The 25,739-nt window shown below is 73.8% G+C and carries 21 protein-coding genes; 5 read left to right on the top strand and 16 right to left on the bottom strand.

Annotation, left to right across the window (positions count from 1 at the left end):
• The first annotated feature begins 395 nt into the window (after positions 1 to 395).
• Both E1258_RS11520 and E1258_RS11525 read left to right on the top strand, forming a co-directional pair.
• Complete coding sequence (locus E1258_RS11520) at positions 396 to 2,066, top strand: DEAD/DEAH box helicase (protein WP_132399436.1); 1,671 nt, start codon at positions 396 to 398, stop codon at positions 2,064 to 2,066.
• 159 nt (positions 2,067 to 2,225) lie between these two features.
• The gene (locus E1258_RS11525) at positions 2,226 to 3,380 is read left to right on the top strand and encodes an SAM-dependent methyltransferase (protein ID WP_132399438.1); all 1,155 of its coding nucleotides are present in this window, start codon (positions 2,226 to 2,228) and stop codon (positions 3,378 to 3,380) included.
• Positions 3,381 to 3,510: 130 nt separating this feature from the next.
• On the opposite strand, the gene E1258_RS11530 is transcribed toward E1258_RS11525, so the two are convergent.
• Entirely contained in the window at positions 3,511 to 3,972 is a 462-nt protein-coding gene (locus E1258_RS11530) for a hypothetical protein (RefSeq protein WP_132399440.1), read from the bottom strand.
• A 284-nt stretch (positions 3,973 to 4,256) separates the two neighbouring features.
• On the opposite strand from E1258_RS11530, the gene E1258_RS11535 reads away from it, so the two are divergent.
• A complete protein-coding gene (locus E1258_RS11535) occupies positions 4,257 to 4,673 on the top strand; it encodes a helix-turn-helix domain-containing protein (protein WP_132399442.1) in 417 nt (138 codons plus the stop codon).
• Positions 4,674 to 4,741: 68 nt separating this feature from the next.
• Here E1258_RS11535 and E1258_RS11540 read toward each other — a convergent pair whose 3' ends face one another.
• From E1258_RS11540 to E1258_RS11575, 8 genes are all read right to left on the bottom strand, one after another.
• Positions 4,742 to 5,698, bottom strand: a complete 957-nt coding sequence (locus E1258_RS11540; RefSeq protein ID WP_132399444.1) for a hypothetical protein — start codon at positions 5,696 to 5,698, stop codon at positions 4,742 to 4,744.
• A 160-nt stretch (positions 5,699 to 5,858) separates the two neighbouring features.
• Entirely contained in the window at positions 5,859 to 8,036 is a 2,178-nt protein-coding gene (locus E1258_RS11545) for a RecQ family ATP-dependent DNA helicase (protein WP_132399474.1), read from the bottom strand.
• 55 nt (positions 8,037 to 8,091) lie between these two features.
• The gene (locus tag E1258_RS11550; protein WP_132399446.1) at positions 8,092 to 9,207 is read right to left on the bottom strand and encodes a branched-chain amino acid ABC transporter permease; all 1,116 of its coding nucleotides are present in this window, start codon (positions 9,205 to 9,207) and stop codon (positions 8,092 to 8,094) included.
• On the bottom strand, positions 9,204 to 10,094 hold the full coding sequence (locus tag E1258_RS11555; RefSeq protein WP_132399448.1) for a branched-chain amino acid ABC transporter permease: 891 nt from the start codon (positions 10,092 to 10,094) through the stop codon (positions 9,204 to 9,206). Before E1258_RS11555 ends, E1258_RS11550 begins: the two co-directional genes overlap by 4 nt.
• Positions 10,091 to 10,819: an ABC transporter ATP-binding protein gene (locus tag E1258_RS11560; protein WP_132399450.1), complete on the bottom strand. Its 729-nt coding sequence runs from the start codon at positions 10,817 to 10,819 to the stop codon at positions 10,091 to 10,093. The genes E1258_RS11555 and E1258_RS11560 overlap by 4 nt, the downstream gene beginning before the upstream one ends.
• Before the next feature lie 56 nt (positions 10,820 to 10,875).
• Positions 10,876 to 11,619, bottom strand: coding sequence for an ABC transporter ATP-binding protein (locus tag E1258_RS11565; RefSeq protein WP_132399452.1), 744 nt, complete (start codon positions 11,617 to 11,619; stop codon positions 10,876 to 10,878).
• A gap of 3 nt (positions 11,620 to 11,622) precedes the next feature.
• Positions 11,623 to 12,828: a substrate-binding domain-containing protein gene (locus E1258_RS11570; protein WP_132399454.1), complete on the bottom strand. Its 1,206-nt coding sequence runs from the start codon at positions 12,826 to 12,828 to the stop codon at positions 11,623 to 11,625.
• A 531-nt stretch (positions 12,829 to 13,359) separates the two neighbouring features.
• Positions 13,360 to 14,496: a glycerophosphodiester phosphodiesterase gene (locus E1258_RS11575; RefSeq protein WP_132399456.1), complete on the bottom strand. Its 1,137-nt coding sequence runs from the start codon at positions 14,494 to 14,496 to the stop codon at positions 13,360 to 13,362.
• A gap of 107 nt (positions 14,497 to 14,603) precedes the next feature.
• Between E1258_RS11575 and E1258_RS11580 the strand changes: the two genes are divergently transcribed.
• Positions 14,604 to 15,938 (top strand): TrkH family potassium uptake protein, encoded by a 1,335-nt coding sequence (locus E1258_RS11580; RefSeq protein WP_132399458.1) that lies wholly within the window; start codon positions 14,604 to 14,606, stop codon positions 15,936 to 15,938.
• Positions 15,928 to 16,596 carry a TrkA family potassium uptake protein gene (locus E1258_RS11585; protein WP_132399460.1) on the top strand — a complete coding sequence of 223 codons (669 nt, stop codon included), beginning with the start codon at positions 15,928 to 15,930 and terminating at the stop codon, positions 16,594 to 16,596. Before E1258_RS11580 ends, E1258_RS11585 begins: the two co-directional genes overlap by 11 nt.
• Positions 16,597 to 16,712: 116 nt before the next feature.
• Here E1258_RS11585 and E1258_RS11590 read toward each other — a convergent pair whose 3' ends face one another.
• From E1258_RS11590 to E1258_RS11620, 7 genes are all read right to left on the bottom strand, one after another.
• Positions 16,713 to 18,365: a serine/threonine-protein kinase gene (locus E1258_RS11590; RefSeq protein WP_132399462.1), complete on the bottom strand. Its 1,653-nt coding sequence runs from the start codon at positions 18,363 to 18,365 to the stop codon at positions 16,713 to 16,715.
• A 70-nt stretch (positions 18,366 to 18,435) separates the two neighbouring features.
• Positions 18,436 to 19,989: a fused MFS/spermidine synthase gene (locus E1258_RS11595; protein ID WP_132399464.1), complete on the bottom strand. Its 1,554-nt coding sequence runs from the start codon at positions 19,987 to 19,989 to the stop codon at positions 18,436 to 18,438.
• A gap of 35 nt (positions 19,990 to 20,024) precedes the next feature.
• Positions 20,025 to 21,038, bottom strand: a complete 1,014-nt coding sequence (locus E1258_RS11600) for a hypothetical protein (protein WP_132399466.1) — start codon at positions 21,036 to 21,038, stop codon at positions 20,025 to 20,027.
• A gap of 202 nt (positions 21,039 to 21,240) precedes the next feature.
• On the bottom strand, positions 21,241 to 22,050 hold the full coding sequence (locus E1258_RS11605) for an inositol monophosphatase (protein ID WP_007073132.1): 810 nt from the start codon (positions 22,048 to 22,050) through the stop codon (positions 21,241 to 21,243).
• A 1-nt stretch (position 22,051) separates the two neighbouring features.
• On the bottom strand, positions 22,052 to 22,504 hold the full coding sequence (locus E1258_RS11610) for a response regulator (RefSeq protein ID WP_132399468.1): 453 nt from the start codon (positions 22,502 to 22,504) through the stop codon (positions 22,052 to 22,054).
• Entirely contained in the window at positions 22,501 to 24,264 is a 1,764-nt protein-coding gene (locus E1258_RS11615; RefSeq protein ID WP_165949724.1) for an ATP-binding protein, read from the bottom strand. The genes E1258_RS11610 and E1258_RS11615 overlap by 4 nt, the downstream gene beginning before the upstream one ends.
• Positions 24,261 to 25,469 carry a PP2C family protein-serine/threonine phosphatase gene (locus tag E1258_RS11620; RefSeq protein WP_132399472.1) on the bottom strand — a complete coding sequence of 403 codons (1,209 nt, stop codon included), beginning with the start codon at positions 25,467 to 25,469 and terminating at the stop codon, positions 24,261 to 24,263. Before E1258_RS11620 ends, E1258_RS11615 begins: the two co-directional genes overlap by 4 nt.
• Positions 25,470 to 25,739 lie beyond the last annotated feature (270 nt).

Genomic DNA, 25,739 nt, shown 5'->3' on the forward strand with positions numbered 1-25,739 from the left:
CACCCGGGGAGCCGACCCTGACCGAAACTCCTCGATCATCCAGACGGGAGGCGTCGGGAGGCGGGCGGCGTCAGGCAGGGGAAAGGCGTCCTGAACTCGGCGGAACGGGGCGCAACCGGGCAGGGGAGAGTGGCCCAGATCACAGCCGTCGGCCCTGCCTGCCGGGTCCTACCCCTGAACAGGGACGACTTCAGGGCGGCTCAGGTAGTATGGGGCAGTTGCCGTGGGTGCCGACCTGGCCGAAAGGCCGGTCCGACCCGAAGTCCTGCCCACGGCGCGCGTGCGGCCCGGTCCGGCTCGGCGATTCCTGCCCCCGACCGTGTGGCCCGCGCCACTACCGACCGCGCCCTGAGGACTTGACGGGGCGCACCACGAGAGGGCACCCCCAAATCCATATGAGCGAGCAGATTTTCGATCTCACAGTTGACCAGGAGCTGGCTCCGACCGCTCCGGTCCGCCCGGAGGCACCCACCTTCGCCGAGCTAGGCGCCCGGCCGGAGACCGTCGAAGCGCTGGCCGAGGCCGGCATCACCCGCGCCTTCGCCATCCAGGAGTACGCGATCCCGATCGCGTTGCGCGGCGTCGACATGATCGGGCAGGCACCGACCGGCACCGGCAAGACGCTCGGCTTCGGCGTGCCGCTGCTGGAGCGGGTCTTCGCCCCCGCCGAGGGCGGCGACGGCGTGCCACAGGCATTAGTCGTCGTACCCACCCGCGAGCTGGGCATCCAGGTCGCCAAGGACCTGGCCGCCGCCGGCCGCACGCGGGGCGTCCGGGTGCTGCCGATCTACGGCGGCGTGGCGTACGAGCCGCAGATCGACGCGCTGCGCAAGGGCGTGGAGATCCTGGTCGGCACGCCGGGCCGGCTGATGGACCTGCAGAAGCAGAAGCACCTGCGGCTCGACCGGGTCCGCGCGCTGGTCCTCGACGAGGCCGACCGGATGCTCGACCTGGGCTTCCTCGACGACGTCGAGAAGATCCTCGCGATGCTGCCGGAGGACCGGCAGACGATGCTCTTCTCGGCCACCATGCCGGATCCGATCGTCACGCTGTCCCGGCGCTTCCTGCGCCAGCCGATGACGATTCACGCCGGGCACACCGCCGAGACCGGGCCGTCGCCGCAGACCGAGCAGCTCGTCTACCGCACCCACTCGATGAACAAGATCGAGATCGTGGCCCGCATCCTCCAGGCGGAGGGGCGCGGCCTCACCATGATCTTCACCCGCACCAAGCGGGCCGCCGACCGGGTCGCCGAGGACCTCGACTTCCGCGGCTTCGCCGTGGCCGCCGTGCACGGCGACCTGGGTCAGGGTGCCCGGGAGCGGGCGCTGCGCGCGTTCCGGGCCGGCAAGATCGACATCCTGGTCGCCACCGACGTGGCCGCCCGGGGCCTGGACGTCAGCGGCGTGACCCACGTCATCAACTACGACTGCCCCGAGGACCAGGACACCTACACCCACCGGATCGGCCGCACCGGCCGGGCCGGCGCCACGGGCGTCGCGGTGACCTTCGTCGACTGGGACGACATGCCCCGCTGGCGGATCATCGACAAGACGCTCGGGCTGGAGATGCCCGAGCCGCCGGAGACGTACCACACCTCGCCGCACCTCTACACCGACCTGGCCATCTCCCGCGACGTCAGCGGCACCCTGCCCACGGCGGAGCGGACCCGGGCCGGGCTGTCGGCGGAGGTCGAGGAGGACCTCGGCGGCCGGTCCCGGCGTGGCGACACCGGCGGCGGCCGGGGCCCCCGGCGCGGCGAGCGGGGCGAGCCCCGCAGTCAAGGCGAGCGCCGCCGGAGCCGTTCCGACGCCACGCCCGACGCCGCCGAGGCCCCGACCGGGCAGGCCGCCGAGGACGACTCCCGCACCCCGCGCCGCCGGCGTCGCCGCCGGGTCGGCGAGGTCGTGGCCGGCGAGCCGACCGTGGTGATCTCCGCCGAGCCGTCCGGCTCCGGGCCCGCCGCGGCGTCCGCCGACGGCGAGCCGGCCAAGCCCCGCCGCCGCCGGCGCCGCCGGGGTGGCGGATCGAGCGCGGGTACGCCCGCCGAGGCGACCGCCGACTGACCCACGCGTGACCGTCGACATCCCCCGCTCCGGCCCGCCGGCGCGGGGGATGTCCCGTTCCAGCGCTGATCGACCCCGGCGCGCCGATACCGCGCCCCCGGCGTCCCGCCGTGGATCACCCCCGCGCCCGCCACCCGTCGCGGCGAGGAAGATGGAGAGATGCCCGAACCCCTGGACGCCGCCCTGACCGAGGTCCGGGCCCTGCTGCTCGACCCCGCGCTGACCCGGGCGGTCGCCGCCGGCCGCCGCAAGGGGCACCGGCCCTCGGTGGTCCGCGCCGAGCTGCGCCCCGTCGCCCTCAAGGCCGGCCCGAGGTTGCAGATCGCCACCTCCGACGGGGCCCGCCCGTACACCCGCAACCTCGCGCCCGGCGCGGAGGCCGGGACGGCCGTGGACGCCCTGCTGGCCGAGCCGTTCGGCAACTGGCACGTGGAAACCACGGACGTGACGCTCCAGCTGCGGGTGACCAAGTCCGGCGAGGCGCAGGTGCACCGGGCCGTCGCCGCCCGGCCAGCCGCCGAGCCAGGCGGGCACGACCGAACCAAGGAGTGGCTGCTGGACCCGGGCGACGAGATCTTCACCGAGATCGGCGGCTCGGCGGCGAAGCGCCGGCAGGTGGACGCGTTCCTGCGGGCGCTGGCGGCGACCCTGCCGGACGACCTCACCGGGCCGCTGCGGGTGGTCGACCTCGGTTGTGGCAACGCGTACCTGACCTTCGCCGCGTACCGGTACCTGTCGCAGCGGGGCCTTCAGGTACGGCTGGTCGGCGTCGACGTGCGGGAGGACCAGCGGCAGCGCAACACCGAGCTGGCCGGGCGGCTGGGCTGGACCGGCCGGGTGACCTTCGTGGCCGGCACGATCGCCGACGCGGTGGTCGACCCCGCTCCCGACCTGGTGCTGGCCCTGCACGCGTGCGACACCGCCACCGACGAGGCCCTGGCCCGGGCGGTGCGCTGGGACGCCCGCTGGGTGCTCGCCGCGCCGTGCTGTCACCACGACCTCGCCGCCCAGCTACGCGCCCGGCCGACCCCGGCCCCGTACGACCTGCTGACCCGGCAGGGCATCCTGCGTGAGCGCTTCGCGGACGTGCTGACCGACTCGCTGCGGGCGGCGCTGCTGCGGCTGCACGGGTATCGGACCGAGGTGGTCGAGTTCGTCGACTCCCGGCACACACCCCGGAACCTGCTGATCCGGGCACGCCGGGCGGGTGGCCCGCCGACGGCCGAGCAGCGGGCGGACTACCGGGCGCTGGTCGACCAGTGGCAGGTCACCCCGCGCCTGGAGACGCTGCTCGCCGCGCCGCCGACCGGCTGACCCGCCCGGCCACCGCCGCGCCGATCCCTGCACCGGCCCGGCCGGCGCTGCCCCGGTCGGGGCCGGGTCGCCCAGCATCGGCCCGTTCGGCGCTGCCCGGCTCGGTGCCGGGTCACGCGCGGCGGGTCGCTCAGCGGCGACGGTCGCCGTTGCCGCCCCGGTCCCGTCCCGGGGCCCGCTCGTTGCCGCCGCTCCGGTCGAACAGCGTGACCCGGTCCCCCCGCCCCCGGCCAACGGGGTGCCCGGCGTCCGACGTGACCGTCGGGAACGGCACCACCTTGGCCGGGGTCTGCGCGTTCCCGGCGGCGGCGAAGGCGTTCCAGGAGATGTCGACCAACTGCCGCTTGAGCTCGGCGTGCCGCACCGCCGCGTTGCGTTGCAGGGCCAGCCGCGCGCCGAGCACCACGCCGACCAGCGTCGTGGTGGTCGCGCCCGTGGCGGCGAGGACCTGCGCTCCGGTGACCCGATCGGAGTCGAGCACCAGGACCAGGAGCCAGCCCCAGAAGCCGGCGGCGAGGACGCCGGCTTGGGTCACGAAGAAGAAACTGACCGCACCCGGGCAGTACGGCACCGGACGTCTCGGCTCGGTCATGTTGCTCCTCATCGCGCGTTCGGCGGGTGCGGACGGCCACGGACGGTGGGCGGACGAGCATCGAGCTTAGTTGACGTACGGCAACCACCCGCAGCCCCGATACCCTTCCCGTGGGAACGTTCCCACTCGACGGGAAGAAACATGAGTCATATTCGCAGGTGGCTGGCCCGAGACTGCGCCGATCGGGACGAACGGGGCGGGTGGGAGCTTGCTTCCACCGCCGGTGGTACTACCCTCATGGAGCACCGTCCGGGTGCTCCGGCCGGAAGGAAGACCGCGCAGGGATGGCTTCGCCCGAGGTTTCGCCACAGATGGCGTTCGCGCGCTTCGTCCGACGTGCCATCGACGACGCCCGCGAGGAACGGGGCTGGACCGTCAGCGACCTGGCATCGCACACCGGGGTGGGTCGGTCCACCGTCTTCCGCTGGCTCGCCGGCGACTGGCAGGACTACCCCGAGCTGGCGAAGGTGCGCGGCTTCTGCGCGGCGCTCGACTTGCCGGTGGCGGCGGCCTTCCGGGCCCTGGGGCTACCCGACTCGGGGCCCGTTCCGCGTTGGCGCGGCGACGAGGGGCAGGTCGAGGCCGACGTGCGGGTCATCCTCCAGCGGCTCGCCGATCCGGCCGTGCCGGCCGAGGAGAAGCACCACATACGCGACCTGCTCCGTTACCTGGCCCGCCGCCCGATCCGCCGCGCCGGCTGACCGCCCCGGTTCCCTGTTCCGGCTGACCGCCCCGGCTTGCTGTCCCGGCGGGCGGCGGTGCGGCAGGGTCAGGGCACGGTCAGGGTGAACTCGGCCGTCCGCACCACGCCCGCCACCTGGAAGTCGAGGTAGAGCCGGTAGCGACCCGGCCCCGGCACGGTCACCTGGAAGCTGACCCCCGCCGTGGCCGGCCCCGCCTCCGGGTGCACGTGCAGGTAACCCAGGTCGCCCTCGCGCAACGCCACCAGGTGCCCGTACGCGCCCAGGTAGCGCTCCAGCGTCGGGGCGGTGCCATCGGCAGCGCGCACCTCGAACCGCAGCGGCCGGGTCACGCCGACCCCGGGCTCGCCCGACCAGCTCACCGCGAAGCCGCCCACCGTGGCGGTGCGGGCCGCCGCCGGCAGCGGTCGGGGCGCGTACCGACCCGGGACGGCCAGGTCGGTGCCCAATGTCCGGGCGCTCTGCCCGCCGTCGTCGGTGACCAGCGTGAAGTCGGCGTACGCCCGCCAGACGCCAGGCTGCGGCAGGGTGAGCGGGACAGTCCAGGTGCCGTCCGTCGCCATCGTCGGGTGCAGGTGCTGGTACCCGGTGAGGTCCCGGCGGACCACGATCAGGTGCATCGGCTTGTCGTGCACGACCGCGAACCGGGTCACCGGCCGGCCCTGTGCGTCCCGCACCTGGAATCGGAACTCGCCGGCCCGGCCAGCGGCGAAGTCGGTCGACAGCGGGGCCAGCGTCCAGCCCCCGGAGCTGACCGCGAGGCCGCCGACATCCGTACCGTCGCCCCCGTCCGCGGTGCCGCCGTGGTCGTGCGCCCCTACGCCCGGCGCGTGGGTGTGGTCCGCGCCGGCCGGGGTCAGCGCGTACCCGTCGGCCGCCGGGGGCGGGTGGAGCCGCCCGAGGCCGAACCCGAGCAGCACCGCGAGCACCAGCCCGCCGACCACCAGCGCGAGCCGCAACGTGCCCCGGTCGACCAGCACCCCTGGCCGCTGCGGCTCCCCGGCGTCGGGTCGCTGATCGGTCATGGGCCCACGGTACCGCCGAGCCCGGCCGGGCCTGGCCAGCGGCTGCGCGGCGTGGCACCGATCGCAATCCGCCCCGCCCGGGAACTTTGTCAGCAGGAACGCATTCTGTTGTACAAGGGGCCCCTGCTAACGCGCGGCGGCGGGCGGCGGGCGCGGCGGGTCAGCCGGCGACGGCCAGGGCCAGGGGAAGCACGTCGGGTACGCCGGCCCGGCGCAGCAGCCGGGTCACCATGGTCAGCGTCCAGCCCGTGTCGACCAGGTCGTCGACGAGCAGCAACGGGCCATCCAGCCCGGCGAGCGCGCCGGCCAGTCCGTCCGGCACGGCGAAGGCGTCGTGCAGCGCGCGTACCCGCTGGGCGCTGTTGCCGCGCGGGCCGTCCGGGCCGTCGGGCCCGGCGGGTACCACCTGGCCGAGCAGCGGCAGCCGGCCCACCGCGGCGATTCGCTCCGCGAGCGAGCCGACCAGTTCCGGCCGCCGCCGGGAGCCGACCGCGACCACGCCGACCGGGCGGCGCGGCCACGGGTCGTCGCCGTGCGCCCACGCCTTGAGCACCTCGACGACCGCGCCGGCCACGTCGTCGGGGACCGGCCGGTCCGCCGCGCCGGGGCCGACCAGCTCGCGCAGCCGGCCGCCCCAGCCCAGGTCCGACAGCCGCCCCACGGCCCGACCGGTTAGGGCCTGCTCCGTCGGGGGAATCCGGCCCTTGAGGGGTACGCCCACCGCGTCCAGCCCGGTGGGCCACAGCTTCTTCGGCGCGATCTCCACGCCGGGGCGGCCGAGGAAGCCCTGCGCGGCGCCCAGCGCCGGCCCGGACACCTCTGCGGTGAACAGCGGAGCGGCGCACCGGTCACACCGGCCGCAGTCGCCCGCCCCGACGTCGTCGAGGCACTCCCGCAGGTACCGCATGCGGCAGCCGGGCGTGGTCGCGTACTCCCGCATGGCCTGCTGCTCGACGGTGCGCGCCTGGGCGACGCGGCGCAACCGGCCCTCGTCGTAGATCCAGGGCTCGCCCGTGGCGAGCCAGCCGCCGCGCACCCGGCGGACCGCGCCGTCCACGTCGAGCACCTTGAGCATCAGTTCGAGGCGGGCCCGGCGCAGGTCGACGATCGGCTCCAGGGCCTGTGTCGACAGCGGCCGGTCGGTACGCAGGGCGGCCAGCACCGCGCGCACCTGCTCCTCGGGCGGGAACGCGAGCGAGGCGAAGTACCGCCAGATGGCCGCGTCCTCGACGCCGGGCAGCAGCAGCACCTCGGCGTGCTCGACGGCACGGCCGGCGCGGCCGACCTGCTGGTAGTACGCGATCGGCGACGGCGGCGCGCCGAGGTGCACCACGAAACCGAGGTCGGGCTTGTCGAAGCCCATGCCGAGCGCGCTCGTCGCGACCAGCGCCTTGATCTTGTTGTCGAGCAGGTCCTGCTCGGCGGCCCGCCGGTCAACGTCCTCGGCCTGCCCCGTGTACGAGGCGACCGGGTACCCCCGGGAGCGCAGGAACTCGGCCGTCTCCCCGGCCGCCGCCACGGTCAGCGTGTAGACGATCCCGGAGCCGGGGAGCCGGTCCAGGTGGTCGGCGAGCCAGCCGAGCCGGTGCGCGGGGCTGGGCAGGTCGAGCACCCCCAGGCGCAGGGACTCCCGGTCCAGGGTGCCGCGCAGCACGAGGGCGTCGCCGAGCTGCTCGGCGACGTCGGCGGTGACCCGGGCGTTCGCGGTGGCCGTGGTGGCGAGCACCGGCGTACGCTCCGGCAGGTTGCCGAGGAACGTGCGCAGCCGCCGGTAGTCGGGCCGGAAGTCGTGCCCCCAGTCGGATACGCAGTGCGCCTCGTCGACGACCAGCAGCCCGGTGGTCGCGGCCAGCCTCGGCAGCACGGCGTCCCGGAAGTCCGGGTTGTTGAGCCGCTCCGGGCTGATCAGCAGGACGTCCACCGCGCCGTCGTGGATCTCGGCGGTGATCGCGTCCCACTCGTCGAGGTTGGCCGAGTTGATGGTGCGGGCCCGGATACCGGCGCGGGCGGCGGCCTCGACCTGGTTACGCATGAGCGCCAGCAGCGGCGACACGATCACCGTCGGACCGGTGTCGGCGGGGCCACCGAGCGCGCCGCGCGCACCCCGCTCGTCGTGTCCGCCCCGCTCGTCGTGTCCGCCCCGCTCGTCGCGGTCCCGCAGCAGCGCGGTGGCCACGAAGTAGACCGCCGACTTGCCCCACCCGGTGCGCTGCACGCAGAGCACCCGACGCCGGTCGACCACCAGCGCCTCGATGGCCCGCCACTGGTCCTCCCGCAGCCGGGCGTGGTCGCCGGCCAGCCGACGCAGCACCGCCTCGGCCCGCTCCCGTACCGCCACCCGCCCCTGCTGATCCACCCACCATTCCTACCAGCACCCGCCCCCGCCGTGTCGATCAAGAGGTCCGGCGGGTGGGGAGGAGGCGGGCCAGGAAGGTGAGGCGGGAACGTAGGCTGGCCAGGCCGCCGGGGAAGAAGTAGACGGCCAGGATGAAGACCGTGCCGAGGACGAACAGGGGCTGGGACAGGGGCCGGCTCAGGAACGCCGGCAGGGACTCCACGGCGTCGCTGGCGCCGAACGCGGTGAGACGATGGTCCAGGTACGTGTAGCCGACGCCACCCAGCACCGGGCCCCAGCGGGTGCCGGGGCCGCCGAGCACCACCATGACCAGCAGCGACAGGGTCAGCTCGCTGGAGGTGACGTGCGGGGACGCGCCGCCGACGATCAGGCAGTAGACCACTCCCCCGCCCGCCGCCAGCCCGCCGGCCAGCGTGAACGCGACCAGCTTGAACCGGTACGGGTCGAGCCCGAGCACCCCGACGCGCCGCTCGTCGTCGCGCAGCCCGGCGAGCACCCGCCCGGTCGGCGACCCGGACACCCGGTGCACCACGAGGACCACCAGGGTCAGGTACGCCAGCGCCAGCCAGTACAGGTTGACCGTGTTGGCCACCCCCACCAGCCCGGCGGGCAGCCCGGACACGTCCAGCGGCAGTCCCTCCTCGCCGCCGGTCAGCCCGCCGAAGTCCCGGGCCACCAGGATCGCCCCGACCTGCGCGAAGGCCAGGGTGACCATGGCGAACGCGATCCCGGCGGTGCGCAGCGCCACCGCGCCGAGCAGCCCGGCCAGGATCGTCCCGCCGGTGATCGTGAGCAGCGCGGCCTGCCACAGCGGCAGTCCGGCCCGGGTGACCAGGATGTCGGTGCCGTACACGCCGGCGGCGAAGTAGAGGGCGTGCCCGAAGGAGAGCATCCCGGTGCGGCCGAACAGCAGGTCGTAGCCGGCGGCCAGGCCGCCGAAGACGAGGCAGACGGCGAGCAGTTGCAGGGTGCCGGGCGAGTTCAGCGGCCCCTCGAAGATCCCGGGCAGTTCCAGGGTCGAGTACGGCAGGACCGCCGCCACCGCCAGCGCCGCCAGCGGCAGGTACGGCCGCAGCCCGCGCCAGCCCCGCCGGTGCGGCGTCAGCTCGTCCGGCACCCGCGCCGGCGGGGCCTCGACCATCGAGTCGGTCATGCGTGAGCCACCTTTCCGGCGATGCCCTGGGGGCGCAGCAGCAGCACCACGGCCAGCAGCGCGACGACGCACAGGTCGCCGACGCCGGACGCGCCGTAGTAGTTGACGAACTGTTGCAGCAGGCCGACGGCGACCGACGCGTACGCGGAGCCGACCACGGAGCCCATGCCGCCGATCACCACCACGATGAAGGCGAAGATCAGCAGCGAGCCGCCCTGGCCGGGCGAGACGGTGCCGAAGTAGACGCCGCCGAGCGCCCCGGCCAGCGCGGCGGCGGCCCCGCCGATCGCGAAGACCAGGGTGAACGCCGTGCGCACGTCGATGCCCAGCGCGGTGACCATCTCGCGGTTCTCCACGCCGGCCCGGATGACCAGCCCGTACCGGGTCCAGCGCAGGAACGCCAGCAGCGCGCCCAGCACCACGGCCGCGGCGACGATCAGCAGCAGCCCGCCGTTGGGCACCTGCGCGCCGAGTATCCCGGTGACCCCCCGCGACCACTGCGGACGGGGGAACGGCCGGGCGTCCGCGCCCCAGGTGGCCTGGAGCAGCGCCACCCCGGCCAGCGACAGGCCGACGGTGACCAGCACCTGCTCGATGGTGCGCGAGTACAGCGGCCGGATCAGCACCAGCTCGACCAGCACCGCGACACCGGTGCCGGCGGCCACCCCGAAGGCGACCGCGAGCACGAAGCCGAGCCCCTCCGGGCCGGCTCCGGGCAGGTTGCCCGCCGCCCACCACGTCCCGTACGCGCCGACGCCGAGAAACAGGCCGTGGGCGAAGTTCAGCACGTCGGCGAGGCCGAAGACCAGCGACAGCCCGGACGCGACGAGGAAGTACAGCGCCGCCAGGCCGAGCCCGGTCAGCGCCAGCAGGACGATCGTGTTCACGCGCGCACCTCCGGGGAGCCCACGCCCAGCAGGGACCGGGTCAGCTCCGGGGAGCCCAGCAGCTCGCCCGCGCCACCGGCCCAGGCGACCCGGCCGGCGGAGAGCACCACCGCGTCGGTGGCGAGCCGGCGGACCACGGCGAGGTTCTGCTCGACCAGCAGCACCGGCACCGACTCCGCGACCCGCTCCAGCACCTCGGCCACCTCGGTCACCACCTTCGGCGCCAACCCCTTGGTCGGCTCGTCGACCAGCAGCAGCCGGTTGTCGTTGAGCAGCACCCGGCCGATGGCGAGCATCTGCTGCTGCCCGCCGGAGAGCGAGCCGGCCCGTTGCCGTCCGCGCCGGTCCAGCTCCGGGAAGAGCGCGAAGACCCGGTCGTACGCCGGGGTGGTGCCCCGCCGCTCGGCGAGCCGCAGGTTCTCGGCGACGGTGAGCCCGGCGAACACGTCCCGGTCCTCCGGCACGTAGCCGAGCCCGTCGCGGACCAGCCGGTGGGTGGGGCGGTCGAGCAGGTCCCGCCCGCCCATCCGCACGGTGCCGCGCGCCTCGCCGCCCCGGGGCGTCAGGCCCAGGACGGCGCGCAGGCTGGTGGTCTTGCCGACGCCGTTGCGCCCGAGCAGCACGGTCACGCCGGTCGGCGCGACGGTGAACGACACCCCCTGGAGGATGTGCAGCCCGGCGATGCGCACCGACAGGTCCTCCACCGACAGGATCGGTTCCGTCACAGCACCGCCTTGCGTTCGCGACTGCGGGGCTCGCAAACCCGGCTCACTCCTCGCGCTCACAGAGCCTCCCCCAGGTACGCCTCCTGGACGGTGGCGTCGGCCATCACGGTCGCCGGGGTGTCGCAGGCCAGCAGCGCGCCGTGGTGCATCACGGCGATCCGATCGGCCAGGTCGAGGATGACGTCCATGTGGTGCTCCACCATGAGCACGGACCGGCCGCTGTCGCCGGTCAGCGACCGGATCACCGCGACCAGTTCGGGCACGTCCTCGGCGCTGACGCCGGCCATCGGCTCGTCGAGCAGCATCACCCGGGGCTCCCCGGCGAGCAGGAGGGCGATCTCCAGCTTGCGCTTCTCGCCATGGGCGAGGGTGCCGGCGAGCGCCGTACCCCGGTGGCGCAGGCCGACCCGGTCGAGCGCCGCGTCGGCGGCGGCGGCCACCCCCCGGTCGGCCGCCGCCCGCCGCCACAGCTTCATCGAGCCACCCCGGTGCGCCTGTACGGCGAGCCGGACGTTCTCCCGCACCGTCAGCGAGCCGAACACCGACGACGACTGGAAGGTACGCCCCAGGCCGCGCCGGGCCCGCCGGTGCGGCGGCAGGGCGGTGACGTCCTCGCCGTCCAGCAGGACCTGGCCCCCGGTCGGCGGGCGCAGGCCGGTGATCAGGTTGAACAGGGAGGTCTTGCCGGCGCCGTTCGGCCCGATCACGCCGAGGAACTCGCCGGGCGCCAGGTCGAGGTGCACGTCGTCGACGATGGCGACCTCACCGATCCGCCAGGTCAGGGCGCGGGTGGCGAGCACGGGTCAGCCCTTCATCTGGCCGACCGGCGGCGCGGTCTCGTCGCCGGTCAGGCTCTTCTGGGTGGTCGCCGTGTACGCGCTGCCGCTGCCGGCCAGCTTCGCCTGGAACATCGGCTGGAGCAGGGCGTGGTCCTCGGCGCGGATCGTCATCGGGCCCTTGACGCCCTCGAAGCTCCAGCCCTCCAGCCCGGCGATCATCTTGTCCACGTCGTCGCCGCCCTGCTCGACCGCGCGGACGACCATCTGCGCGGCGGCGAAGCCGTCCGGGTGGAACAGGTCGAGGGCGCCGCCGGGGATCTTCGCCTTGGCGGCCTTCGCGGCCTCGGTGTCGGCGGCACCGTCGAACCAGTGCGACAGGAAGGAGATCTTGGCACCGGCCGCGCCGAACGTGGGCCACGAGGCGCGGATGTCCAGGCCGGTCACGACCGTGGTAGCGGAGAGCACGCCCTGCTGGTCGAGGGTCTGCCACATGGCGGGGGCGGTGGTGCCCGCCCAGGCGACGAAGAGCAGATCGGGCTTGGCGGCGGAGATCTGGCTGGCGAACGGGGTGAACTCGGTGGCGCTGGCCGGCGCGCGGACGCTGCTCACGGTGGCCCCGGCACCGCCGATTACGGCCTTCACGGCGGCCTCGTTGGCGTCGCCGAACGCGCCGTCCTGGGCGAACACGACGACCTTCTTGCCGGTCGGGTCGCCGATGAACGACTTCGCGGTCACCACGTCCTGGTACGACTGCCGCCCCGAGCGGAACGTGTACCGGTTCGCCCCGGTCACGGCGTCGGTGGCGGCCGGGCCGGAGACGAACAGGACCTTGTTCTGGGCGGCGATCGGAGCCACCTGGAGGGCCACGCCCGACGAGGTCGAGCCGGCGATGATCTTCGTGCCCCTGCCGATCAGGTCCTTGGCCGCCGACACCGCCTTCGCCGGATCGCCCGCGTCGTCGACCTCGGTGACCTCGATGGCCCGGTCGCCGACCTTGCCGGTGCCCCTGGTGGCGAAGTCGAGGCCGGCCCTGAACCCCTCGATGTACTGCTTGCCGTAGCTGGCCAGGGCTCCCGACTGGGAGTAGACCAGGCCGACCCTGACCGGGGCGGCGCCGTCGCCGCCACCGGATGCGGTGTCCTGCGGGCTGCCACAGGCCGTGGCGACGAGCGCCGCGGCCATCATCGTGGCGGCGGAGGAAAACACCCGCCGCGTCGTCCGGACCGTCATTGCGACTCCACGTGAGGACTCGGAGGAAGGGAACGTCATGTGTCGGATCACGCTAGAAGTGACGTCACCCACGAGCCATGTGGCCGAAACACATAAGTATCGATGACGGGGTGTCCCACCAGGACAGCCGCGCCACCGGGGTCGGGCCGTCCCGCACGTGCGGTGGGCCGCGTACCCACGGGGTCAACCCGCCCGTGTGTCGCAGCCCGCCACCGCCGGCGGGCCGTCACCGTCGGGCCGGCTGCACGTCCTCCGGCTCACCGCCGCACCCGGCGGGGGTCCTTCCGAACAGGGCCGGTAAACCAGTGCGCCGCCTATGGAGCTGCCCCGTCTGCGCCCCTGCCTCGCGCCCCGCGCCCAGACCGGGGCCGGCCCAGGGTCAGGCCGGTGATGATCGACTCCATGCCGGAGACATGGGCCGATCCCGCCCCACTGATACCCCCACCTCCCCGACATGGCGGGCGGGGCGGCCCGACCAGCCCAGTGCGGCCCGCCCCCGGTCGGGGGGCGGGCCGCACTGGGCTGGCTGGGTCAGCGGCGGGGCAGGCCCGCGCGGGCGGCGACGGCGGTGTCCGGCTGGTCGGCGAAGACGCCGTCCAGGCCGAGGCCGTAGAACAGCTCGAACTCGGCGGTGATGTCGCCCCGGGCGTTCGGGTCGGTGCCGATGCGGAGGTCGGCCGGGAGGAACTGGTTCTCGACCCGGAACGTCCAGGCGTGCACGACCAGCTTCAGCCGGTGGGCGTCCCGGATCAGGGTGGTGGGGGCGAGCAGCTTGCCGCCGGCGTCCCGGGGGACGATGAGGTTCTTGTTCGCGCCGACGCCGTCGGCGTACCCGGCGATCCACTCGAGGCCGGCGGCGGTGGCCAGATCGGCGTACGTGCGCGGGTCGCCGGCAAGGGTGAAGTCGTAGGGGCGGCCGGAGGCGTCGAGGAGCTGGGCCAGCTTGACGTCGGTCAGCTTGTCCAGCTTGCGCAGGTTGGCCGTCTCGAACGACTGGATGATCACCGGGTCGCTGCGGTGGGTGAGCTTGTTCGCCTTGAGCACGGCGACGAGGCGCTCCTCCAGGGGCAGCCCGATCGAGGCGAAGTAGCTCGGGTGCTTGGTCTCGGGGTAGATGCCGATCGTGCGGCCCCGGGCCTTGCCCTCGGTGCGGGCCAGGTCGATGACCTCCTGGAGGGTGGGCACCGACAGCTTCCCGTCGAACGCGGTGTTGGCGACCCGCACCTGGGGCAGCCGCTCCTTGGCCCGCAGGGTCCTCAGCTCCGCGAGGGTGAAGTCCTCGGTGAACCAGCCGGTCACCGGCACCCCGTCGATGGTCTTGGTGGCTTTGCGGCCGGCGAACTCGGGGTGGGCCGCCACGTCGGTAGTACCGGAGATCTCGTTCTCGTGCCGGGCGACGAGCTGGCCGTCCTTCGTCGGGACCAGGTCCGGCTCGATGTAGTCGGCGCCCATCCGGATCGCCAGCCGGTACGCCTCCAGGGTGTGCTCGGGCCGGTAGCCGCTCGCGCCCCGGTGGCCGATGACGAGCGGCCGGTCGGCGGCCCGGGACCGGTCCGAGGCGGCCTCCGGGGCGGCCTCCGGCTTCGCCGAGGCGCTGATGGCCGGCACCGCCACGGCCGCCGCGAGCAGCGCGCCGGCCAGGCCGAGGGCGGAAAGGGTACGTCGCAACGCCGTCTCCTGTCGTCGAGGGATCGCGCGCTCAGCAGACCGGGGTCGGTTGACGGACAGATGGCCGTTTCGGCACCGCCGGCGGGCGGGGAACGGAAGATTGTCTGGTGCACCGGTTTCTCCGTCACCCCGTACGGCTGGTGCCGTTCGGGTTCCTGGCGGCGATCCTGCTCGGCACCGTCCTGCTGATGCTGCCGGCCTCGACGAGCGAGCACCGGTTCACCCCGTTCACCACGGCGTTCTTCACGGCCACCTCGGCGGTCTCCGTCACCGGCCTGTCCGTGGTCGACACCCCGACGTACTGGAACGGGTTCGGGCTGGTGATGATCACCGTGCTGACCCAGGTCGGCGGGTTCGGCATCCTCAGCGGCGCGACCCTGGTGGTGCTCGTGGTCGCCCGGCAGCTCGGGTTGCGCAACCGGCTGCTGGTGCAGGCCGAGACCGCCGAGTTCGGCATCGGCGACGTACGCGGGCTGCTGCTGCGCATCGCGGGGACCGTCGCCGTCTGCGAGCTGGCGATGACCGCCGTGCTCGCCGGCCGGTTCTGGCTCGGCTACGACTATCCGCCCGGCCGGGCCCTCTGGTACGGCGTCTTCCACGCGGTGCAGGGGTTCAACAACGGCGGCTTCGCGCTGTTTTCCGACAGTCTGGTCGGTTTCGCCCGGGACCCGGTCATCTGCCTGCCGATCGCGTTCGGCACGATCGTCGGCGGGCTGGGCTTCCCCGCGCTGTTCGAGGCGGCCCGGGAGTGGCGGTGCCCCGGTCGCTGGGCGATCGCCACCAAGCTCACCATCTGGGGCAGCGTGGCGCTGCTGGCCATCGGCTTCCTCGGCCTGCTCGCCGCCGAGTGGCCCGACGCGCGCACCATAGGCGGGTACGACGTCGCCGGCAAGGTGCTGGCCACCTTCACCCAGAGCGCGGTGGTCCGCACCGGCGGGTTCGCCATCCTCGACCCGGCGGAGCTCGACGAGGAGAGCGTACCGCTGCTGGTCGCGCTGATGTTTATCGGCGGCGGCAGCGCCAGCACGGCGGGCGGGATCAAGGTCGCCACGTTCTTCCTGCTCGGTTTCGCGATCTGGGCGGAGCTACGCGGCGAGCCGGACGTCTCGGTGGGCCGGCGGCGGGTGTCCACCGCGAGCCTGCGGCAGGCCCTGACCGTCGCCCTGCTCAGCGTCGCGCTGGTGGTCGGCGGCACGGTCGTCCTGCTGCTGCTGACGGAGGGACTGCCCTACCACCGGGCGCTGTTCGAGGTGACCTCCGCGTTCAGCACCACCGGGCTGTCCACGGGCATCGCGTCGGCCGTCGCCGAGCCGGGACAGCTCGTGCTGACCGCGCTCATGTACGTCGGTCGGGTCGGGCCGCTCACCCTCGGGTCGGCTATCGCGTTGAACACCCGACGACGGCTGTACCGATACCCGGAGGAGCAACCCATTGTCGGCTAGGAGCAGGGACGACGGGGGCATCGCGGTGATCGGGCTGGGACGCTTCGGCTGCCACCTGGCCACCTCGCTGACCCAGCTCGGTCACGAGGTGCTGGCCATCGACCGCAGCGGCGAGCGCGTGCAGCGCTGGTCGCCGTACCTGGACCGGGTGGTGCAGGCGGACGCGACCGAGGAGGGGGCGCTGCGGCAGCTCGGCGTGACGGACTTCCCGCGGGTGGTCGTGGCGATCGGCGCGTCGCTGGAGGCCAGCGTGCTGAGCGTCCTGGCGCTGGCCGAGCTGGGCGTGCCGCAGATCTGGGCGCGGGCCAACTCGGAGAAGCACGCGAAGATCCTCGGCTCGGTCGGCGCCCAGCACGTGATCTTCCCTGAGGCGGAGACCGGGGAGCGGGTGGCGCACCTGATCGTCAGCAAGATGCTGGACTTCATCGAGTTCGGCGACGACTTCGCCATCGCCAAGGTGCGGGTGCCGGACGCGCTGGTCGGGCGGCCCCTGCGCGAGCTGGCCCCGCAGGGCCGCTACGGGGTGATGGTGGTCGGGGCGAAGCTGCCCGGCGAGCGGTTCCGGTACGCCTCCCCGGGCACCGTCCTCGTCCCGGACAGCATGCTGATCGTGGAGGGAAGCATCGCCCAGGTGCAACGCTTCTCCGCGCTGACCTGACCGCCGGGCCGAGCGCCCACCGCAGCGCCCGGGCCGAGCGCCCACCGCAGCGCCCGAGCCGAGCGGCGGCCCAGCGCCGAGCCGTACGGCGTCCCGAGCAGCGAGCCGAACGTCGGTCACTTCCCCTTGGCCGGCTTGCCGGGCTTGCCGCCCCTGCCGGGCTTCTCGGGCTTGTCCGGCTGAGCCTTCGAGCCACCGCCCGAGCCGCTGCCGCCCGGGGAGCCGGCCTTCGCCACCGTCGCCTTCTTCGTGCCGGGCTTCGCCGGGGCCTTGGCCGTCGGCCCGGTGGTGGGCACCGTGCCGGCGACACCGGAGACCCGTACGCGGCACTCGGCGTCGCCGAGGCGGAACTCCAGCGGCAACGGGTTCGTGCCGGTGTACCGGCCGGTCAGGGCGACCTTCCGGGCCGCGTCAGGTGCCAGCGCGGGCTGCCCGGCGGCGGGCCGCACCTCGACCGTGCGGCCCTGCTGGCGTACCGCCGGATCGGTCTTCGTCACGGTCTGCTGGCCGGGGAAGGCGAAGCTCATCGTCCAGTCGCGCAACTCCCGCCCGGAGGTGTTGGTGAGGGTCAGCTCGGCGATGAAGTCCTTCCCGGAGTCCTTGCGCAGCACGTATTCGACTGCGCAGGGCGGCGGCCCGGTGAGCCCCATCCGGGCCTCGGTGGGCCGGTCGATGCCGCCGCTGGCCGGGCTGCGGGAGGTCACCCCCCACATCGTCGCGATCACCGCGATCAGCCCGGCCGCCGCCACCCCCGCCTCGACCCTGCGCCGCCGCGCCACCGCCCGCCGGCTGCGCGTGCGGCCGGGAAAGGGCAGCGTCCCGGTCTCCGTCGACCAGGGCAGGATCGTGGTGCCGGCGTTGGCGAGCACGGCCGGGTCGAGCTGGGCCGCATCGCCCGCGCCCGGCGCGGAGGGCACCGGCACCGTGGCGTGCATCCCCGCCGCCTCGGCGAGGGTACTGGCCACCTCGGCGGTGGCCGGGCGGTCCTCGGGGCGTTTGGCCAGGCAGCGGCGCACCAGGTCGGCCACCTCGGCGGGCAGCCCGGGAACCTCGGGCATCGGCTCGGGCTCGGCGTACATGTGGGCGCGCAGCATCTGGGTGGTGGTGCTCGCCTGCCAGGGCAGCCGGCCGGTGAGCATCCGGTACAGCAGCAGGCCGAGGGCGTACACGTCGGTGGCCGGGGAGACCTGGCCGTTGTCCAACCGCTCCGGGGCGAGGTAGGCGGGGGTGCCGAGCAGCGTGCCCTCCGCGCCCTTCTCGCTCTCCCCGGCCAGCGCCGAGATACCGAAGTCGACGACCTTCACGCCGGTGGAGGTGAGCATGACGTTGCCCGGGGTCACGTCGCGGTGCACCACGCCCCGGGCGTGCGCGGTGGCCAGCGCCGAGCTGACCTCCGCGCCGACTGTCACCGCTTCCCGCCAGGACAGCGTTCCGCTGCGGCCGAGCCGGGCGCTGAGCGGGCCGCCGTGGACCAGTTCCATGACGACGTACGGGACGGTCAGCCCGGCCTGCTCGGACTCGCCGTAGTCGTACACGTTGGTGATGTTGGGGTGGCAGAGCCGCGCGGCGGCCTGCGCCTCGGCGCGGAGCCGGTGCCGGAACGCCCGCTCGCTGGCCAGCCGGGAGGCGAGCACCTTCACCGCGACCTGCCGGCCCAGCACCTCGTCGTAGCCGCGCCACACGACGGACATGCCGCCCGCGCCGAGTTGCTCGATGAGCCGGTACCGCTCACCGAGCAGCTGCGCGCCGTTACGGACCGCTCCACCCATGGTCGGAGGTTTTGCCCGACCCGACCGGTCCTAACCCCCGAGGGTCGGAATCGGTCAGCGATTCACCCGTTCAGGCGGTCGCGAGCAGTTGGTCCACAGGGGCGTAGTCGTCGGTGAGCACCAGCGCGTCCCCGACGAAGGAGGCCAGCACCTCTCCGGAGAGCACGATCGCCACCTCGGGCAGGGCGGTGGTCCGCTGCGCCAGCGGGGCCAGCGGAAGCGGCGCGTCGGAGGCGACGATGAGGAAGTTGGCCCCGGCCCGACCGGCGACCGCGTCGGGCGGGGCGACCAGGGCGACGTGCCGGAACGCGGCGGCGACGGTGGCCACCTCGCTGCGGACGAACCGGCCGGGCGGGTAGTCGATGACGTTCTGCACGTAGATCCCGCCGGGGCGGAGCACCCGGTTGATCTCGACGGCCATCTCCCGGGTGGCGAGGTGCCACGGCACGACGAGGTGCCCGAACGCGTCGCCGACCACCAGGTCCCGGCTGTCGGCGGCCTCCGCGCCGAGCAGCACCCGGGCGTCGCCGACCTCGACACGCAGGTCCGGCCCCGGGCGTACGCCCAGCTCCCGGCGGTCCAGCTCGACGAGGCCGCCGTCGATCTCGAAGACGGCGTTGTCGGTGCCCGGCCGGGTGGCGGTCAGGTAGCGCGGCACGGTGAACCCGCCGCCGCCCAGGTGCAGGGCGTCCAGGCGCTGCCCGGCGGGGGCGGCCACGTCGGCCGCCGCGCCGATCCACTGGGTGTACGCGTACTCCAGGTGGGTGGGATCGGCCAGGTCGACGTACGAGTGCTGGGCGGAGTTGAGCAGCAGCGTCCGCCCGGACGGCCGGTCGGTATCGGTCTTTACCGACGCGCAGTGGTACGCCGTCTCCACGTCGCACGGGTTCGGGGCGACGGTGGTCAGCCCCGCCCCGGCCAGCCCGAGCACCGCGAGGACGGCCTTCGCCCGGCCCGGACCGGGCAGTCCCGCCCGCCCCTGCCGGTGCAGGTACGCGCCGAGCCCCAGCCCGGTGCCGCCGAGCAGCACCGCCAGGGCGAGCAGGATGAGGCTGCTGGGCAGCGCGGCGACGAGCACGAAGCCGGTCAGCAGGGTGGCCGTGATGCCGCCCAGCGTGCCGACGCCGGAGAGCCGGCCGACGATCTGCCCGGTGCGGCGCAGGTCGGCGAGCTGGAGCTTGACGACCAGCGGGGTGACCGCCGCGAGCAGCGCCGCCGGCACGAACACGGCGAGCGCGGTGAGCAGCAGGACGGCGCTGGCCGCCCCGCCGCGCAGCACCTCGCCCGCGTACCGGACGACCGGGAGGGTGATCGCGGTGGCGATGCCGGCCAGCACCAGCGCCGGGGAGATCAGGGTGCGCGGGTCCCGCCGGTCGGCCAGCCAGCCGCCGGTCCACGCCCCGTAAGCGATGGCGCCCAGCGCGATGCCGATGACGGCGCTGGTCACCTCAAGGGTGACCCCGACGTACGGGCCGACGAGGCGCAGCGAGACGGTCTCCAGCACGAGCACCGCCCCGCTGGAGAAGAAGACCAGGAACGCGGCCAGACCGTTGGGCAGGGCACCGGCGGGCGTTGGCGCGGGTGGCGCCTGCTCCACGGTGACGGGCGACGATGAGCTGCTCACCGTCGCGATGGTACGCAGCGAACCTGGCGCCCGGGTCAGTACATCGAGAGATGAACGTGGTTCGTGTGGTCGGCGGCGGGGCTGCCGCTGCCGCTGTACGCCCGCCAACCGGTGTTCGGCATCCAGATCTGCCGATACCAGATCACGTAGAGCACGCCGAGCCGGCTCGCGTTGTTCTTCAGGTAGTTGGCCAGGCTGTCGCCGTACGCCTTGTCCCCGCCGGTGGCCGTCTCGTCCTTGAAGCCGCTGGTGGCGGCGGAGAAGTCGCAGGCCCGCCCCTTGGGGTGCTCGCCGCTGCCGCCGCTGCGGTAGCAGGAGACGTACCGCTTGTAGCCGGCGGCCTTGGCCTGTTTGAGGGCGTGCAGGGTGCGCGGGGTGATGCAGCCGGAGGTGGTCGGGTCGTCGACCGAACAGGACTCGGACGGCCAGCTACCGTCGGGGTTGCGCGGGGCCGGCTTGGCCGAGGCGGAGCCGCCACCGAACCCGGAGCCGCTGCCCGAGCTGACCGCCGCGAGCGCCGTCTCGGCCTCCCGCTTCTTCTTGGCCAGCGCCGCGAGCTGTTTCTGCTGCTCCCGGACCTCGGCGTCGATGGCGATCTTGGCCCGGTTCGCCTCCTCCCGGGTCGCGACCATCTCGCGCAACCGGCGGCTGTCCCGCTGGGCCATCACGTCGAGCTCGCCCGCGCGTTGCAGGAACGCCTCCGGGGAGACCGACTGGATGAGCAGCGCCGGTGCGGTCATCCGCCCCAACCGGTACGACTGCGCGGCCACCTCGCCGACCTGCGCGGTCAGCCCCGCCAGCCGGGACTCGACGGTCTTGAGCTCGGTGGTGAGCAACTGTTGCCGGCGCTTGGAGTTGTCCAGCTTCGCCTTGGCCTCAATGTGCCCCTTGGCGGCGGACTCCAGCGCCTCGCGGAGCTTCTTCGTCCCGCCCTCGTTGGGTTCGGCGGCGGCGGGCACGGCCCCGACGCCGAGCAGCAGCGCCACGGCCACGAGCAGCGCGGTCAACGGCCCCCGGCCGCGACGCCGGATGAGGCTGGTCCTGGACACGGCGGCGTCCCTTCCCTCGACCACCGGCTTCCGGTGGTACGCGGCGCGGCGGCCCCCACCGGCGCCGGGCGGCGGCCTGCTGGCGGAGACCGCCGGTCAGGATACCGGACCGGGGGCGACGAACGAGGCCCGCGACCTGGCTACGCGTCGATGTCGACGATGCGTCACCGGACGGTCGCGCACCGACCCGGCGGCGCGGCGGTCAGCCGTGGATCAGGGCCTCACGGGCCTCGGCCCACACCTGCTCGTTCGCGGCGACCAGCAGCCCCGGCCCCTGGTCGGCGGGGTGGTACTCACCGCCGTCGAACCGGCGGGCCACGCCGCCGGCCTCCCGGACCAGCAGCACCCCCGGGGCGTGGTCCCAGGGCAGGGTACGCCAGAACAGCACGAACTCCTGGGCACCGACGAGCAGGTCGAGGTACTCCCGGCCGGCGCAGTGTTGGCCGGGCAGCAGCTCGCCGATCCGCTCCCCGCCGGCCTCGGCACGCCGCCGGTGCTCCGGCGGCAGGAACTGGGTCATCGCGGTGCCGCGCAGCGCGCCGAGCGGCGGCGCCTCCTCGGCGGTGCGCACCGGGTCGCCGTTCACGGCGGTCCCACGGCCCGCGCGGGCGACGGCGAGCGTCCCGGCGAGCGGGTCGAGCACCCACGCGCCGACCTGTTCCCCGTCGGTGAGCAGCGCCACCATCAGCGCGAACGGGCGCTTCCCGGCGGCGAAGTTGGCGGTGCCGTCGACTGGGTCGACCAGCCACACGTCCCCGCCGCCGCGCAGGTGCCCGAGCAGGGCCGGGTCGTCGGCGACGGCCTCTTCGCCGACCACCACGGAGCCGGGGCGCAACCGGCGCAGCCCGGCGCTGATCAGCTCCTCGGCCCGCCGGTCGGCGACGGTCACCAGCTCACCGGGGGCCTTCTCCGTCACGTCGGCGTCGTCGAGCGTCTGGAAAAGGGGCAGCACGACGTCCGTCGCGGCGCGGTGGAGCAGCTCGGCGACGTCGTCGGCCAGGGTGTCGGTCATGTCAGCCACGCGGCGGCAACTTCACCACGCTGACGAAGAACTCGTCGATCTGCCGGACCACCGAGATGAACCGCTCGAAGTCGACCGGCTTGGTCACGTACGCGTTCGCGTGCAGCTGGTAACTGCGCAGGATGTCCTCGTCGGCCTGGGAGGTGGTGAGCACCACCACCGGAATGCGGCGGAGCTGCTCGTCCTGCTTGATCTCCTCCAGCACCTCCCGACCGTCGCGGCGGGGAAGGTTCAGGTCGAGCAGGATCAGGTCCGGCGTCACGGCGTCCGTGTACTGGCCCTCCCGACGCAGGTACGCCAGCGCCTCCGCGCCGTCGGAGACGACGGTCAGCCGATTGCGGAGCTTGTGCTCCTCGAACGCCTCCTGGGTCATCAACACGTCACCCGGGTCGTCCTCGACCAGCAGGACCTCGATCGGACTATTGCCGTCCGCTGGCGCGGTCATCCCACCGTCTCCTTCGCGCTGTCGCTGTCCGGGGTGTCGCCGGGCCCCTCCGCCCGCACGCCGGCCTGCCGGGGCAGCTCGATCCGGGTCGCGCCGTCGCCGGCCGGAGGCGTCCCGTCGGCCGGCTCACCGCCCCCGGCCGAGTCGCCCTCCTCGTCGGCCGCCGCCTCGTCTGCCGCTGGCTGCTCGGCGGCCCGCGCCGCGGCCTCGACGTCCTCGGGCAGCGCCGGGAGGGTGAACCGGATCACGGTGCCCTCGGCGGTGTCGGTGTCCACCCAGACCCGGCCACCGTGGTACTCGACGATCTTCTTCACGATCGCCAGCCCGATGCCGGTGCCCGGGTACGCGTCCTTGGAGTGCAGCCGCTGGAAGATCACGAAGATCTTGTCGGCGAACTCCGGCTCGATCCCGATCCCGTTGTCCTGGCAGCTGATCTCCCACTCGTCGCCCACCAGCCGCGCCCAGACGTGCACCTTCGGCGGCACGTCCGGGCGGCGGAATTTGATCGAGTTGCTGACCAGGTTGGCCAGCAGGTTGGTCAGCAGCGGCTCCTCGCCGCGGATCGTTGGCAACTGGTCCCAGGTCAGCTCGCCGTCGGCGTACTGCCGGGCGGCCTCGGTCTGCCCGGACACGTCGCCCATCACCTTGTTGAGGTCGACCTCCGTGAAGCCGGTGGTGAGCCGGCCGATCCTGGAGAACGCCAGCAGGTCGTTGATGAGCCGCTGCATCCGCTGCGCGCCGTCCACGGCGAACGCGATGTACTGGTCGGCGCGCTCGTCGAGCTGCCCCGCGTACCGGCGTTGCAGAAGCTGGCAGAAGCTGGCCACCTTGCGCAGCGGCTCCTGTAGGTCGTGCGAGGCGACGTACGCGAACTGCTCCAGGTCCCGGTTGGACCGGACCAGTTCCTCGGCCTGCTTCTGGAGCTGGCTGTTGACCCACTCGATGCGTTCCCGGGCCTCGCGGACCTCGGCGAGGTCCTTGGCGATCTTCTGGCGCATCGCGTCCACGTCCTCGGCGAGCCGCTGGAACTCCGGCGGGCCGGACCGGGCGATGCGGTGCTGGAAGTCGCCCTCGGCGACCTCGCGGACCTGCTCGGCCAGGCCCGTCAGCGGCCGGACCACGATCCGCTCCAGCGAGACGAGCAGCACCACGCCGACCCCCGCCACCACCAGCGCCACCACGATCAGCAGCAGCACCAGCATGCTGCTGGTGCGGTAGATGTTGTCGGCGCCCTTGTCGCGCTCGGCGCGGATGCCCTCCTGGAGCTGGGCGACGGAGCTGCGGATGACGTCGAAGCGCTGCCGGGACTCGTCCGTGACCAACGCCCGCCCGGCAGTGGTGCCCTCCTCCTCGGTGGCCCGGATCACCGGCTCGGCAACCGTGCTGCGCCATTGACCGGCCTGCGCCTCGACCGTGTTCAGCTGGCGGCCCAGCGCCGGGTAGACGCCGATCAGGCCGCGCATGCTCCGGTAGAGCTGCTGCTCGCGCTCGCCGCCCTGGACGTACGGTTCGAGGTCCCGGCGGTCGCCGGTGAGCGCGTACCCCCGGATCGCGGTCTCCTGGTCGACCAGCACGCTGAGCAGCTCCTGCGACTGGGCGCGCAGCGGGCCGGTGCGGTCGAGCACCGAGCGGGTGTATTCGCGGTTCTTCGCGGCGACGGCGATCTCGACCGCCACCAACGCGCCGAGCAGCACGCCCACGACGGCGAGCAGCGCGACCGCCCGGCGGCGCAGGGTCCAGCCGGCGGTTTGCGCCGTCACCGGCCACCGCCCCGGGTGACCAGGAGCATCGCGACGTCGTCGGCGAGCGGACCACCGTTGATCTGCTCGGCCCGCCCGACCAGCCACGCCGGCAGCTCGGCCAGCGGCACGGCGAGATTGTCCGGGTCGCCGAGCAGCGTGGTCAGGCCGGTTACGTCGAGCCGTTCGTCGCTGCCGTCGACCCGCCCCTCGATCAGGCCGTCGGTGTACATCAACAGGGACCAGTCATCGGTGTCGAACTCCAGGTCGAAGGCCACGGGCCGGCGGGGACGCACGCCGAGCAGCAGGCCACCCGGTGCCGGCACGGGCGCGACCTTGCCGCCGGACAGCAGCAGCGGCGGCGGATGCCCCGCGAGTCGCACCGTGGCGGCGTTGCGGGCCAGGTCGAGCCGGGCGGTTGCCACGGTGGCGAAGATCTCCTGGAGCCGGCGCTCGCTCATCAGCACCTGTTCCAGGGCCGGCAGCACCTCGTCGTCGGGCACGCCGGCCAGCACGAGCGCCCGCCAGGCCACCCGGAGCTCCACCCCGAGCGCCGCCTCGTCCACGCCGTGCCCGCAGACGTCGCCCACGATCAGGTCGACCCGGTCCGGCCGGGTCTGCACCACGTCGTAGAAGTCGCCGCCGATCAGCGCCGCGTGTCGGCCGGGCCGGTAGAAGGTGTGCACCGCGACCTGGTCGGTCGACATCAGCGGCTGGGGCAGCAGGCCGCGTTCGAGCCGGGCCGACTCGGCCTGGCGCAGCTCCACCTCGCGCAGCCGCCGCGCGTTCACGTCGGCCCGCTTGCGCTCCACCGCGTAGCGCAGCGCCCGGGTCAGCAGCACGCCGTCGACCTGGCCCTTGACCAGGTAGTCCTGCGCGCCCTCGGCGACCGCGACGATGCCCAGGTGCTCGTCGGAGCGCCCGGTCAGCACGCAGACCGCGGCGCCGCTGGACATCTCCAGCACCTGGCGCAGCCCGTCCAGCCCCTGTGCGTCGGGCAGGCCGAGGTCGAGCAGGACACAGTCGACGCCCATCACCCGCTGCCGGGCCTCGCTCAGGCTGGTGGCGACCAGCAGGTCGATCGACGAGTTGGTCTCGGCGAGCAACTCGCCGACCAGGAACGCGTCGCCCTCGTCGTCCTCGACCAGCAGCACCCGCAGCCGCTCACCGGGCGGCAGCACCGGGTGGTGCCCCAGACCGCCACCGGCCGGAAACGCCCGGGGCACGACGGGGGGACCGGCAAGGCCGGCCCCCCGGGGCGGCCGGGTCACCGCACCGAGACGCGGGAGATCGCTGGTGATGTCGAGCTCCTTCCGAGTGCCCTGCTGATCCTGTATTAGACAACGCTCCCACACAACACGACCGGTCCGGCAAGGACGGGATGCCGCCGGTAGCCGCACCATGCAGACAACGATCGCCGCCCCCATGCGGACAGACGGGACAAGTACCACGGGGAGTCCCGCTCCGGGCTCCGGCGGTGGAGGATAGTGCCACCC

The sequence above is a fragment of the Micromonospora sp. KC207 genome, assembly GCF_004348615.1.
Lineage (GTDB): Bacteria > Actinomycetota > Actinomycetes > Mycobacteriales > Micromonosporaceae > Micromonospora.

Coding starts and splice junctions, on each gene's coding strand:
- E1258_RS11570 (WP_132399454.1), bottom strand. CDS start 12,828: ATGACGGTCCGGACGACGCGGCGGGTGTTTTCCTCCGCCGCCACGATG.
- E1258_RS11540 (WP_132399444.1), bottom strand. CDS start 5,698: ATGACCGATCAGCGACCCGACGCCGGGGAGCCGCAGCGGCCAGGGGTG.
- E1258_RS11605 (WP_007073132.1), bottom strand. CDS start 22,050: ATGACCGACACCCTGGCCGACGACGTCGCCGAGCTGCTCCACCGCGCC.
- E1258_RS11550 (WP_132399446.1), bottom strand. CDS start 9,207: ATGACCGACTCGATGGTCGAGGCCCCGCCGGCGCGGGTGCCGGACGAG.
- E1258_RS11610 (WP_132399468.1), bottom strand. CDS start 22,504: ATGACCGCGCCAGCGGACGGCAATAGTCCGATCGAGGTCCTGCTGGTC.
- E1258_RS11530 (WP_132399440.1), bottom strand. CDS start 3,972: ATGACCGAGCCGAGACGTCCGGTGCCGTACTGCCCGGGTGCGGTCAGT.
- E1258_RS11590 (WP_132399462.1), bottom strand. CDS start 18,365: ATGGGTGGAGCGGTCCGTAACGGCGCGCAGCTGCTCGGTGAGCGGTAC.
- E1258_RS11520 (WP_132399436.1), top strand. CDS start 396: ATGAGCGAGCAGATTTTCGATCTCACAGTTGACCAGGAGCTGGCTCCG.
- E1258_RS11535 (WP_132399442.1), top strand. CDS start 4,257: ATGGCTTCGCCCGAGGTTTCGCCACAGATGGCGTTCGCGCGCTTCGTC.
- E1258_RS11525 (WP_132399438.1), top strand. CDS start 2,226: ATGCCCGAACCCCTGGACGCCGCCCTGACCGAGGTCCGGGCCCTGCTG.